Origin of the sequence: Parasphingopyxis sp. (assembly GCF_028279465.1) — a bacterium.
Classification (GTDB): domain Bacteria; phylum Pseudomonadota; class Alphaproteobacteria; order Sphingomonadales; family Sphingomonadaceae; genus Parasphingopyxis.
Genome location: NZ_JANQNS010000019.1, coordinates 36,658 through 49,476 on the forward strand (window position 1 = coordinate 36,658; position 12,819 = coordinate 49,476).

The 12,819-nt window shown below is 60.2% G+C and carries 12 protein-coding genes; 3 read left to right on the plus strand and 9 right to left on the minus strand.

Going from position 1 to position 12,819, the window contains the following annotated elements:
• Nucleotides 1-4 precede the first annotated feature (4 nt).
• The 3 genes from Q0974_RS15610 to Q0974_RS15620 form a co-directional block, all read right to left on the minus strand.
• Nucleotides 5-1,720: a sulfatase gene (locus Q0974_RS15610; protein WP_299329507.1), complete on the minus strand. Its 1,716-nt coding sequence runs from the start codon at nt 1,718-1,720 to the stop codon at nt 5-7.
• Between the two features lie 722 nt (nt 1,721-2,442).
• Nucleotides 2,443-3,618: a lipid-transfer protein gene (locus Q0974_RS15615; RefSeq protein WP_299329509.1), complete on the minus strand. Its 1,176-nt coding sequence runs from the start codon at nt 3,616-3,618 to the stop codon at nt 2,443-2,445.
• Nucleotides 3,619-3,634: 16 nt separating this feature from the next.
• Complete coding sequence (locus Q0974_RS15620) at nt 3,635-4,636, minus strand: DUF1611 domain-containing protein (RefSeq protein WP_299329511.1); 1,002 nt, start codon at nt 4,634-4,636, stop codon at nt 3,635-3,637.
• Nucleotides 4,637-4,738: 102 nt separating this feature from the next.
• On the opposite strand from Q0974_RS15620, the gene Q0974_RS15625 reads away from it, so the two are divergent.
• The 3 genes from Q0974_RS15625 to Q0974_RS15635 are packed head-to-tail and all read left to right on the plus strand — an operon-like array spanning nt 4,739 to nt 6,478.
• Nucleotides 4,739-5,203 carry a RidA family protein gene (locus Q0974_RS15625; RefSeq protein WP_299329513.1) on the plus strand — a complete coding sequence of 155 codons (465 nt, stop codon included), beginning with the start codon at nt 4,739-4,741 and terminating at the stop codon, nt 5,201-5,203.
• Nucleotides 5,200-6,060, plus strand: coding sequence for a carbon-nitrogen hydrolase family protein (locus tag Q0974_RS15630; RefSeq protein ID WP_299329515.1), 861 nt, complete (start codon nt 5,200-5,202; stop codon nt 6,058-6,060). The genes Q0974_RS15625 and Q0974_RS15630 overlap by 4 nt, the downstream gene beginning before the upstream one ends.
• Nucleotides 6,053-6,478 (plus strand): VOC family protein, encoded by a 426-nt coding sequence (locus Q0974_RS15635; RefSeq protein ID WP_299329517.1) that lies wholly within the window; start codon nt 6,053-6,055, stop codon nt 6,476-6,478. The genes Q0974_RS15630 and Q0974_RS15635 overlap by 8 nt, the downstream gene beginning before the upstream one ends.
• Here Q0974_RS15635 and Q0974_RS15640 read toward each other — a convergent pair.
• The 6 genes from Q0974_RS15640 to Q0974_RS15665 are packed head-to-tail and all read right to left on the minus strand — an operon-like array spanning nt 6,435 to nt 12,669.
• Nucleotides 6,435-7,028: a sarcosine oxidase subunit gamma gene (locus Q0974_RS15640; RefSeq protein ID WP_299329519.1), complete on the minus strand. Its 594-nt coding sequence runs from the start codon at nt 7,026-7,028 to the stop codon at nt 6,435-6,437. The two genes, Q0974_RS15635 and Q0974_RS15640, sit on opposite strands and share 44 nt — an antisense overlap.
• Entirely contained in the window at nt 7,021-9,786 is a 2,766-nt protein-coding gene (locus tag Q0974_RS15645; RefSeq protein WP_299329521.1) for a 2Fe-2S iron-sulfur cluster-binding protein, read from the minus strand. The genes Q0974_RS15640 and Q0974_RS15645 overlap by 8 nt, the downstream gene beginning before the upstream one ends.
• Nucleotides 9,783-10,052 (minus strand): sarcosine oxidase subunit delta, encoded by a 270-nt coding sequence (locus tag Q0974_RS15650; RefSeq protein ID WP_299329523.1) that lies wholly within the window; start codon nt 10,050-10,052, stop codon nt 9,783-9,785. Before Q0974_RS15650 ends, Q0974_RS15645 begins: the two co-directional genes overlap by 4 nt.
• Nucleotides 10,053-10,061: 9 nt before the next feature.
• Complete coding sequence (locus tag Q0974_RS15655) at nt 10,062-11,318, minus strand: sarcosine oxidase subunit beta family protein (protein ID WP_299329524.1); 1,257 nt, start codon at nt 11,316-11,318, stop codon at nt 10,062-10,064.
• Nucleotides 11,319-11,345: 27 nt separating this feature from the next.
• Nucleotides 11,346-11,927 carry an HD domain-containing protein gene (locus Q0974_RS15660; RefSeq protein ID WP_299329526.1) on the minus strand — a complete coding sequence of 194 codons (582 nt, stop codon included), beginning with the start codon at nt 11,925-11,927 and terminating at the stop codon, nt 11,346-11,348.
• Complete coding sequence (locus Q0974_RS15665) at nt 11,914-12,669, minus strand: class II aldolase/adducin family protein (protein ID WP_299329528.1); 756 nt, start codon at nt 12,667-12,669, stop codon at nt 11,914-11,916. Before Q0974_RS15665 ends, Q0974_RS15660 begins: the two co-directional genes overlap by 14 nt.
• Nucleotides 12,670-12,819 lie beyond the last annotated feature (150 nt).

Genomic DNA, 12,819 nt, shown 5'->3' on the forward strand with positions numbered 1-12,819 from the left:
GCGATCAGCCGCCGATCTCGAAGCGCACGACTTCGCTTTCGGCATAGCCATAGCGGATCGACTTGGCCCAAAGCGTCTGCCCGGCAGTGACCGTGACCGGCCCGGCGTAGATGTACCACGCGGTCGGCTCTTCATCGCCGAAGCCATAGGCGATCGAGGCGCCGTCGGTATCGCTGAGCAGCCGCGCCGCGCTGTCCTCCATCACGAGTTCGGGCGTCGCCGTAACCGGCTGCACGCCGCCCGGCCACATCGCTTCGATCATCTGCATTTCGGGCACGCGCGCCCAATCGCCGACGCGCGCGATCCACTCGTCCATCGCTGCGCGCATCCGCGCGAGCGTCGCGGCATGGGCCGGATCGTCGGCGAGATTGACGACTTCGTGCGGGTCGGCCGCGATATCGTAAAGTTCCTCGCGCGGACGGTTCGGATCGACGAGCCGCTGTTGGACGGGCGTCAACTCTCCGGCCGCCGCGAGCCGCCAGATCTCCTGCGTCGTCGGCATCGCGTCGCGAAATGGCACAGGGCGCAGATAGGCAAGCTCGGGCATATAGTTGCGGATATATTTGAAGCGGTCGTCGCGCACGGCGCGCGACCGGTCGGTCAGGTTGTCGACGCGGTCATGCGCGGCGAAGATATAGCGGCGCGCGACATCGGCGATGAAGTCCTGCCCCTGATGCCAGCTCATCGGTTGGCCGCCGGCCCAGCCGAGGATCGTCGGCGCCAGATCGACGAAGCTGATCAACCGCTCATCGACCGTTCCCGCGCCGCGCAGATCGGGAAAACGGATCATCATCGGTACGCGCAGGCCGCTGTCATAGACGCTGCGCTTCATCCGCGGCAGCCCGTCGCCATGATCGGTGGTGACGATAACGATCGTCTCGTCGAGCAATCCATCTTCCTCGAGCAGCGCGAGGATCGTTGTGAGCCGCTGTTCGGCAAAGGCAATATTGTCGTAGTGCCGGGCAATGTCGGCACGCACGACGGGCGTGTCTGGCAGATAGGGCGGCACCTCGACAGAGGCGGGATCGGTAATATGCGGCTTGTCGGCAAGATCGCGCCGGTTGCGCTCGGTAACGATGCGGATCAGCGGATTGTCGCTCTCGCGCTCCTCGGGCCAGATATAGCTTTCGTGCGTCAGCAATATGTTGAACATCGAGAAGAAGGGCTGGCCCGGCGCCCTGCCGCGCCAATTGGGTGTCTGGCTCGCCTCGGCGATCGACACGTCGTGGTCCCAGATCGTGAAGGGCTCGCCGAACTGATAATCGGTCTTGCCGTTATTGGTGGTGTAATAGCCAAGGCCACGCAGGAGCTCGGGAAAAGCGCGGATGCCGGGCGGCGGCACCGCTTCATATTCGATCGGCCCGCCCCCTGTCATGCCGGCGATCGGGGCGCGCGTACGCATGTGATGCGTACCCAGCGTCTGCTGGTGGACCCCGGTAATCAGCGAGGAACGGCTCGGCGCGCAGACACCTGAGGTCGTGAAGGTATTCGGGAAACGGATGGCCTCGCGCGCAAAACTATCGAGCACAGGCGTCTGCGCGACAGGATCGCCAAAAGCGCCGATCCGCGGACTCATATCCTCGAACACTATGAGGACGATGTTCGGCGTGGCGGTTACATCGCCCCGCGTATCGCCTGCTTCGGCCTGGCCGTGCCAGAGCGCGGCGCCGAGCAACACTATGCCGACGATAGCGGCGCGCAAACACCACAAGAAAGTCATTCGCCGCTCTCCCGTTATTTCATTAACCGATCGGATAGCAGAGAAGTGAGCAGCACGAAAGTCATGAGCGCCGACGCCCCGTTGCTGAGCGGCAGTCACCGATCTGTCCATAGTCGGAAAGCGAACGTCGGAGGATCAAGGGATGAATGGGCCCCACCCAACTGACGACGCCAATTGCGTTGCTCCATTCTTGACTGCGTATCCACAAGAAGTCGCAGCAACAGCCGAGAAGAATCGTCCATGCAAATTCTGGAAACTGGCGAATACTCCAGTGCCGACCCGATAAGTGGTGGCATATTCATCCGATTGAGAAGCTGAGGTCCGCTTTCAAACCGGTTTGCTAACTGTGCTGACTTCACCCCGAGCGAACACCACTTTCTTCTTTTTTATCGGCCACTGCGAGCGGCCATTGTCGGCATGATTTCCGCCGATGAAACTGCTGAGTAAAACGTCGCAGAGAGTCTGAGGTCAACGATAAATCGGTGCCACCACATATCCAATAGACTGGGTGGTGCACGACGCAGTCTGGAGCGAACCGGTCTCTGGCGGCGATTTCCCTGATATGCGCGAATTTGCAGGGAATTTTGTGTAATCTGGAGGATAATTGGCTCCAGGGGTCGCCACGGTCCCAAGAACTCTGCTGTTTTCGCCATGATTTCCCTGCACAGGAAAACAGGGAAATCTGCGAGCGGAACAGGGAAAGCGGGTTGAGAAACAGGGACTCAGCTAGCGGCTTGATAAAATGTCATCACGACCGCGCCGCTCAGACCCAGATTGTGCTGGAGGGCGATTCTTGCGTCGGGCACCTGTCGATCGCCAGCCGCGCCGCGGAGCTGCTGGACCAGTTCAAAACACTGCGCAAGGCCCGTCGCGCCGATCGGATGGCCCTTGGACATAAGGCCGCCGGACGGATTGACGACATATTGGCCGCCATAGCTGTTGTCGCCATCCTCTATGAATTTCGTGGCCTCACCTTCGGCGCACAGACCGATCGCCTCGTAGGTCACGACCTCATTCATCGTGAAACAATCATGCAGCTCGACGACCTGGGCCGCTTCCGGGCCGAAACCTGTTTGTTCGTAGAGCTGCCCAGATGCGCGCCGCGCCATGTCCGCACCGACGGCGTTCATCGGATTGTCCCAGGATGCCGGTGTATCGGTCGCCATGGTTTGCGCGACGATTTCGACACCGTGGCCTATGTCATGTTTCTTGGCGAAAGCCGGGCTAACGATGATAGCAGCCGCGGCGCCGCATGTCGGCGGGCAGGCCATGTAGCGGGTGATATAATCGAGATAGATAACCGGTGCGCCCATCACCTCGTCTACGGTCAGCGGTTTGGTGAAAAGCGAATAGGGATTGTGGATCGCATGGCTGCGAGTTTTCACCGCCACCTTCGCAAAGATGTCAGGCTTGGCGTCATATTTTTTGAGGTAATGATCTCCGGCGGCGGCAAAATAGGGAACCGCGCCCGGCCCGTCCGGATAACCGAACTTCTTGAGGACGTTGGCCGTATGCATGATCGGCGCTTCGCGATCTGTCCAGGCGGAATCAATCGCGCCGGGCTGCATTTCCTCGAAACCGAACGCCAGGGCACAATCGACCACACCAGACTCGACCGCCTGCCGCGCCATATAGATTGCAGTGGAGCCTGACGCACACGCATTGTTCACGTTGATCATCGGAATGCCGGTATCGATCGCGTCGTACATGGCCAGCTGACCGCAGGTGGAATCGCCGTAGATATAGCTGGCATAGGCCTGCTGGACATCGCCGGACTCCAGCCCGGCATCGGCCAGCGCGCCGCGAATGGCGTTGGCGGCCATAACGCGAAACGGCTCCTGCGTGCCGGGCTTGACGAACTTCACCATGTCCACGCCGGCGACAATTGCCTTATCCATTCTTTTCATCCTTTCGTCATAGTGCGGCGATCGCATCGATCGCGGCGTCGATCCCGAAGCGCAATGGATCGAAACAGGGCACGCCCAATTCCGTTTCGGCATCGGACGCTGCCTGCCGGGCGGCTTCATCCGACAGCTCCAATGTATTGAGGCTCACCGCCACGATCCGGGCGGCTGGGTTGGTCAATCGCGCCGCACAGACATAAGCCTTCGCGGCTTCGGCCAATGACGGCAGCGGGTAATCGGGGAAGCCCGTGACAGCGGCACGGGCGGGATCATGGCAGAGGATGATCGCGTCGGGCTGCGAGCCATGGACAAGACCGAGCGTCACCGGCGCATAGGCCGGATGGAACAGTGAGCCTTGCCCCTCGATAATGTCCCAATGGTCGTCGGCGGCATCGGGTGTCAGGGCTTCTGCGGCGCCGGAGAGAAAATCGGCGCCGACCGTGTCCATGGCTATACCTTCGCCAGCAATGATAATGCCGGTCTGCCCGGTCGCGCGAAAATCCGCCAGCATAGCGCGCTTCTGCATCGCTTGTGCAATGGCCAATGCGGTATATTTCTTGCCGAGCGCGCAGTCGGTCCCGACGGTCAACAACCGCTTGCCTGCGCGTTTCCGTCCTGACGCTATCGCGAAGCTGCGATCGTTATGCCGGACATCATGCAGCGCACGGCCCGTCCGTGCTGCCGCTTCGGCCAGCTCCGGAATATCACTCAGTCGATCATGCAACCCACTGACAATATCAAGCCCCGCTTCGACTGCAGTGACGAGATGGGCGCGCCATGATTCCGGCAGCTTACCGCCACGGGGGGCAACGCCGATCAGCAGCGACGCCGCACCATCCGCCCGGGCCTGCCCCGGCGTCATTTCGGGCAGGTCCAGATCGATGCCGCATCCCGGCAAGGACCATTGTCCGACGATATCGTCGGGGCACCACTGCCGGACGCCAAGCGCGGTCTTTGCCGTAACGCTCGATGGCGCATCACCCAGAAAAGCCAGATACGGCTTTCGCAGCATTCGGAACCCCTTGATGACGCGCGCTAGAATATTTCCAAATTAGAAAATATTTTCTATACATGCAATATCGAATCGATCGGCATCGGATGGCGTCGCAATATTATGAATCAGTTCGACAAGCGGTTGCAGGCTTTGGGCCTGTCCTTGCCTCCGGCCTCTCCACCCGCCGCCAACTACCGATCATTCATCCGGTCCGGGCCATTCGTCCATATCGCCGGTCAGATATCCAAAGGTCCGAACGACGATGTGCGCGGCATTGTCGGAGATACGCTATCGATAGAAACGAGCCAGCAGGCCGCCCGGCTCTGCGGGCTGAATATTGCTGCCCAGATCGGTGCTGCTTGCGAGGGCGATTTCGAACGGCTGGTCCAAATCGTCAAACTGGCCGGCTTTATGCAGTGTGCGGCCGATTTTGATAAACTGCCGCTTGTGATGGACGGCTGTTCGGATCTGATGGTCGCGCTGTTCGGCGATCGAGGGCGCCATGCCAGATCTACCGTGGGCGTGTATCGACTTCCGTCCGGTTATGCGGTCGAAGTCGACGCCGTGATAGAGGTCCGGGAATGACCGGCACCATGTGTCAGGTTGCGCTGGTTCAGCTGAGAACGCCCTACAGGATAATCGCCGCGCGTGATCATGCGCTGCCGCTCGTCGAAAAGGCAATGGCAACCGGTGCGGATCTGATCATATTGCCCGAAACCTGCAATATGATGGCGCGGGACAGCTTTATGCTGCGCGCTTCGGCATGTGCGGAAGTGGATGACTTATTTGTTGCTTCAATGCGCGAACGCGCGGCGCACCATGCGCGTTGGATATTGCTGGGTTCTGTAGTTGTCAGAACAACGGACGGGCGCTGCGCCAATCGCAGCCTTTTGATCGATCCGACAGGCGGCATCTCTGCACGATATGACAAGATTCATCTCTTCGATGTCCATCTGGACAATGGCGAGATGCATCGCGAATCCGATATCTATGTGCCCGGCTCAATTGCTACGGTCGCGGACACGCCATGGGGCGGGCTGGGGCTCAGCATCTGTTACGATATCCGCTTTCCCGAACTTTATCGCGATCTGGCGATGGCCGGTGCCGTCATGCATGCTGTGCCTGCAGCCTTTACTGCGCAGACCGGCAAGGCGCACTGGGAGACCTTGTTGCGCGCCCGGGCAATCGAGACCGGTTCCTATATTCTCGCCGCTGCGCAGGGCGGTGAGCATGCGGGAGGCGCCGTCACTTGGGGCCGTTCGATGATTGTCTCGCCTTGGGGCCATGTTGTCGCCATGGCAGTGGATGACAGCCCGGATGTCGTAATTGCGACGCTGGATTTGAGCGCGGTCGATCATGCGAGAGAGAAGATTGCAGCACTCGCGCACCGCCGCGCATATACCGTGCCGAAATCACCGGAAAAGGACCGTGTTCATGGCTGAACTACCGCCCTTTCACCTGGCTTTTCCAGTAAACGATCTCGCCGAGGCACGGCACTTTTACGGCGAGATACTGAACTGCCCGGAAGGACGCAGCGATCGCAATTGGATAGATTTCGATTTTTTTGGGCATCAAATCGTCACGCATCTGGACGAAGCGGAGCAGCCTAGACCGGCCTCGGGCACGGTCGATGGTCGGGATGTGCCTGTACCGCATTTCGGCGTAGTGCTGGATTGGGAGGCCTTTCACACGCTGTGCGAGCGGCTTGAGGCTGCGGGCATCGAGTGGAAAATCGCCCCGAATATTCGCTTCGCAGACGAACCCGGCGAACAGGCCACGATGTTCTTTACGGATCCCAGCGGCAATGCGCTGGAATTCAAGGCGTTTCGGAATCGCTCGCAGCTTTTTGCATGCGACTAGCGGCAATGTTCAGCAAGCGCCAAACCGTTACCGCGTGCGACCGTCCGACGAACAAATCGAAATCTTCCATTGCATTCCGGCACAACAGGACCGGAAGATCGTGAAAGCGCGTACGCGCTACGCTGCCGGGAGCGAAGCTGCGCGGCCGCAGATCGAGAATTGTTTCGGCGCTCAATAGCTCAACAGCATCGCCGCCCGTGATCGAAAACCATGCCGATCGATGTGACACATCGACCAGCGCATGGCCGTCTCGCATGAGGCGTTCGCCCAATTCGGCATGGTCCCGCGCACGCATCGGCTCCGACGATACGAGCAACCAGCGCGATGGGCGCACCCACAAAGCCCGCCAAACGTCGGACTGCGTAAAACTCAGCGGTTTTTCGGGAAGTGTGAGACCAAATGCTCCTTTGATACTATCCATCGAAGATGACCGTGCCTGATCAATGCACAGCTCGAACATGCTGTGCTCAGGCTTTGCCGAGAGGGATTTATGGGGCGCAGCTTCCCTGCTTTTGGCAGCGAGAACCGGCGCATAGCGAAACTCAGCCATTCTGGCGCTCCCCCTCGGGATCAAAGGCATGCGGTGCGACGACGCGCGCCTGCGTCCAGCGCCCGCTATCATAAACGCCGACCGTCTCACCCAGACGCGCCCGTCCACGAGCCAGCAAGCCCAGCGCGATCGGACGGCCCAGCGTCGGGCTGAATACGCTCGATGTGACATAGCCCTGCAGCTCAGCCGGCGATCGCATCGAAGCGCGATCGACAAGGCTCCCGCCGATCGGCAGCAGCGCACTATCCGATTCCAGCCCGACAAACTGGAACCTTGCCGGGTCTTGCGCGGCCTGAAATTCGAGGCTGCGTTTGCCGACAAAATCCGCCTTCTTCCGCCGAACCATCGCACCATAGCCGACATCGTCGGGCAGGGTTGTACCATCGGTATCCGCCCCAACATGCAGATAGCCCTTTTCGGTCCGCATCACCTGCAGGCTTTCGAAGCCGAAAGGGCTCACGCCGAGATCCTCTCCAGATCTTATCAGGCAATCCCATAAGGAAGCGGTGACACCCCAGGGTACGGCGATCTCGTAACTGATCTCGCCAGTGAAACTGGCGCGGTGGATGCGGATCGGCCGTCTCGATAGCTCGGCTGTTTGCACGGTCATGTGCGAAAAGGCCGCATTCGAAAGATCGATACAGAGCGGCAATCGTGCGATCAGCTCGCGCGCTTTAGGACCGCTGACCAGCACGATGCCCCAGGCATCCGACACATCAACGATATGCACGCGATCCGACGACCATTCGCATTGATGCCATTCCTCCAGATGGTGGAGGATACGCGTGCCCGCACCGCTGGTCGTATGGACCAGGAAATGCCGCTCGCCGAGCCGCGATATGATGCCGTCATCCATGATGACGCCCTGATCATTGAGCATCAGGTTATAGCGGCACCGCCCGACCTTCAGTGTTTCGAGATTGGTCGCCGCCAGCCGGTTGAGAAAATGCGCCGCATCCGGGCCGATGAGCTCGATTTTTCCGAGCGAGGAATAGTCCATAATGCCGACACTATTCCGCACAGCCCTAACTTCGCGATTGATCGCCACGGCCTCGGTTTCGCCCTTGCGCGCCAGGACCGCTGGCCTTGTCCAGGGGCCGTAATCGTCGAAGATGGCGCCGGCTTCAGCTTGACGGTCATGGGTCGGCACCTTTCGCGCCGGCATGAAATCCGCACCCCGATGCGTGCCTGCAATTGCCGCAAAGTCGAGCGGGACATAAGGCGGCCGGAAGGTCGTCGTGCCGATCTCGCCGGGCTTGCGTCCGATGGCATCTGCCAGCACGGAAAGCCCGTTCATATTGGAAACCTTGCCCTGATCGGGGGCCATACCGAGCGTCGTATAGCGTTTGACATGCTCAACCGAGACGAAGTTTTCGCGCACCGCAAGCGCAATATCCTTCACCGTCACATCATTCTGGAAATCCACCCATTGGCGGCGCTGGGACGGGGCGATTTCTGTTGCGCGACCGGGCCAGAGCGCGGCATCGCCTGCGCCGGCTGCGCGGCCGACTACCGCAACTTTGCTTGCCGATGCTACAGGCAGGAAGCGATCCCTCGCCTCATCATAGGTGAGCGTACCACCCGCTTGCGAATAGAGCTGCACATTGGGCGATAGGCCGCCGGACATCAGCAGCGCATCGCAATGGAGCATCCGGGCGGGCCTGCCTGCAATGGAAAATTTGACGCTTTTGATGCGATGGCGGCCATAGGTGCGCAGGATGCGAACATCTGCCAGCAATTCTATGCCAAGGGCAGTTGCAGCCTCGCCGATAGTTTGAGATGGCTCGAGCCGCATATCGAGTATGGCGGCAACTGTTGCTCCGGCGCGAGCTAGCTCCAGTGCATCTTCGCAGGCCGCATCATTATTTGCCGCAAGAACGATGCGCGCGCCGGGCAGCACCGCATAGTCTTCAAGATAGCGCCGCGCAGCGCCGGCCAGCATAATGCCGGGCCGGTCATTGTCCGGAAAAACCAGCGCGCGTTCCGTGGCGCCGGTGGCGAGGATCGTCCGGCCCACACGAATTTTGAGCAATTGCCCGCCGGATAATCCGATCAGGAAACCATCGTCGAACCGGCCGATAATCATCGTACCGGTCAGGATCTGTGCACCCAGTGACCGCAGTTCATTCAACGCTTCATCATGACCGTCGCCGATCCGGTCGCGCATTTCGACGACCAGTGTTTCAGCGCCATCGCGAGCCGTGCCAAGCGCCGCCAGCAAGCCGGACGCCCCGGCACCGACAACCAGCACATCGCAATGCAGATGGCGATGGCCATGGACCTGAGCGGTCGCGCACTCCGGCGCTTGTCCGATTCCGGCGGCACGGCGGATCGGCCTTTCGAACAGCATCCAGCTCGGCCGCATGAAAGTCTTGTAATAGAAGCCCGCCGGCATCAGCGCGCGAAAACGGTCGGCCAAGGCCGCGATGTCGAAGCGCAGCGACGGCCAGGCGTTTGGGCTGGACGCCACGAGACCGGCCTTCAGTGGGACACATGTAGCGAGTTCGGTCGTGTTCGAGCCGTCCCGATGCGCGACCGTGACATAGGCATTGGGATCTTCCGGCCCCGCTGCGAATATCCCGCGCGGACGATGACATTTGAAGCTGCGTCCGATGAAATGCACGCCATTCGCGAGCAGGGCCGAGGCCAGCGTATCTCCAGCAAAACCCTGATAGTTTTGTCCATTGAAGCGGAAGTCGATCAGCCGGTTACGATCGATATGGCCACCCTCGGCAAGGCGAAACTGACCACCGCTCATCCCTCCTCTCCAGGCGGGTCGATTCTGTGCGCGGAGAGGCACTCGTTGGTCGCGGTATCGCGCTCGAGCACGAACCATTGGAAACAGCCGTCACGGTGAAACCACAGCTCGCGATTCTTGCCGCGCGGATTGTCCCGCACATAGAGATATTCCGCCCAAGCTGCGTCGCTCACCTCAGCAGGGGGACGGACGATATCCGCCTCGCCGCCATAGGCGAACTCGCTTTCGTCGCGCGCGCCGCACCAGGGGCAGGGAATGATCAGCATCGCCCGGTCCTAATGCGCGACGCCGGCTGCGGCGCCCTCATCGATCAATATGCCGCGGGCGAAGCGGCCGAGCCCAAACGGGGCAGATAGCGCATGATGCTCGCCGGTGGCCATGAGGTGGGCCGTCGCCCAACCACCGGCCGGAATCGCCTTGAAGCCGCCGGTTCCCCAGCCGCAATTGATGTAGAGGTTGTCGATCGGCGTGCGGTCGATGATCGCGCTGCGGTCAGGCGAAATATCCACGATCCCACCCCATTGCCGCATCATCTTGAGCGCACTGAAAGACGGAAATAGCGTCAGCATCGCGGCCACGGTCTGCTCGACCGAGGGGTAGCTGCCACGCTGCGTGAAGGAAGGATAGGCGTCGGTCCCGCCACCGATCACCAGTTCGCCCTTGTCGGACTGGGATAGATAGACATGGACATGCCCGGCCATGATCACAAGGTCGAGCACGGGCTTGATCGGCTCGGAGACGAAAGCCTGCAATGTCACGCTCTCCAGCGGCAGGCGGAAACCCGCCAACTCGGCCAGACGCGAACTGTGACCGGCAACAGCAATCGCAACCTTCTTCGCTCGGATCGCGCCACGGCTGGTTTCGACTCCGGTTACGCGTCCGCTTTTCGAGGCGATGCCTGTCACTTCGCAATTCTGGATGATATCGACGCCGAGTGCATCCGCCGCCCGCGCATAAGCCCAGGCCACTGCATCATGGCGCGCGATGCCGCCGCGCTTCTGTAAGAAACCGCCGCGCACCGGAAAACGCCCGCCTTCTATCGCCATGGCGGGAACGCACCGGCCGATTTGCGCAGGCGTCAACCACTCGGAATCGACGCCGGTCATCTGAATGGCGTTCACCCAGCGGCGCTGAAACTCGATATCGTGGCGCGTGAAGGCCAGCGTCAGAACGCCGCGCGGGCTGAACATGATATTGTAATTCAGTTCATGCGCGAGATTTTCATAGAGCCTGAGCGCCAGATCGTAGAAGCGTGTGCTTTCAGGAAAGAAATAGTTTGATCGGATAATCGTCGTGTTGCGGCCCGTGTTACCACCGCCGAGCCAGCCCTTTTCGAGAACCGCGACGTTCGACAGGCCATGGTTCTTCGCGAGATAATAGGCGGTCGCGAGGCCGTGACCGCCACCGCCAATCACGATCGCGTCATAGGCTGCTTTGGGCTCAGGAGAGCGCCATTGCGCCTGCCAGTTGCGATGGCCGGTGAGAGCGTTGCGGGCCAACGCAAAGGCCGAAAAGCGGGATCGAAACGTCATATATGCACGGCGCGCCGGGCCATCCGCCTAGGGCGCTGCCCATGGCGTGGACAGCACAGCGCGCACCTTATCCTCGAACGCATCAAGAGGTAGCGTCGGATAGCCCGGGTCGAAGGAGCTTTGATCGTAGAGTTCGCAAAACTCAGCCGTAGCATCGAAACAGGGATGGTCGCGAAACCGCTCCCGGGCGTGGCGATCTCGGCCAAGGCCATCGAGATGGAAGTAATAGTAGCCCTGGAAAATGCCGTGATGCCGGACGATCCAGTGATAATCCTCGGGCAGATAGGGTTCCAATATGGCCGCGGCGACAGCGTCATGGTTATGCGGCGCGAGCACATCCCCGATGTCGTGCAGCAAGGCCATGACGACATAGTGATCGTCCCTGCCGTCGCGCATCGCGCGCGAAGCGGTCTGGAGGCTGTGGGTCAGCCTGTCCACCTTGTAACCGAACGTATGGCCGGAGAGTAGCTTGAGATGATCGAGCAGGCGGACCGGAAAATCGGTCAGGACCGTCGATTTCTGGATCAGCTCTTCGGACAGGCGATAATCTTCTTCATCCCCGTCCGCCATTGCGGTGAATTTCACGGTCCGGATTTCAATCGTCGCCATGGGCCAATATCCTGTCGGAGGTGGGAGCGCGGCCGACTTCGCGCAACGCCGATACGTCCTGTAGGGCGCGAAAATGGGCGAACGCATTACGCTCACGAACGCTTTCGATCTGCTCGGCTGTCTTGGCTAGCGTTTCGTCCTGCAGCACGATTGCGGGTGAACCCAGGCCGGCGGCAATGGCCTGGAGCCGGCAAGCACGATCGAGATAATAAAGATCGTCGAACGCCACTTCGATGCCGGATCCAGTTACGATAACGCCATGATTCTGGAGAAACACAATGGGCGCCTGAGACACCGCTTCGGCGATGCGCTCGCCTTCCTCCTGCGGAAAGGCGACCCCGGAATAGGCGCGGTCGTAGTGAATACGGTCCGCGAAACGCGCCGAATTCTGATGAATCATTTCGACCGTGCCGCCTTCAATACAGGCAATGGCGGTAGCATGCAGCATGTGAGAGTGGAGCACCGCGCCGGTATCCGAGTGGCGGAGGTAGATCGCACCGTGGATGCAGGCGGCGGATCGCTCGAGTTCATACGCCCCGCTTATGACCGAACCGTCAAATCGTGCTTCGATCAGATAGTCTGGCTGCATGGCCGACCAGTGCACGCCGAACGGCGTTACCAGCATCGTTTCGGCGCTGGCGCGTACGCTTAGATGAGTGTCGATGCCCTCGCTAAAACCGAATTCGGCCGCCCATCTGTGTGCTGTGGCGAGCTTGTCACGAAGACTGTCGAGGCTGCTCATTACGGCTCTTCCGAATAGGCCGACCGGTCCGCTCATCCAAAAATGAAGACCGCCTAGCAAGATCAGAAATATTCAATAATGGATAATTTTTTCCAATCAAGAAAAAATTGGAAAAGCCAGCAGGCCCTGCTATTATCCGATCCGACGGTC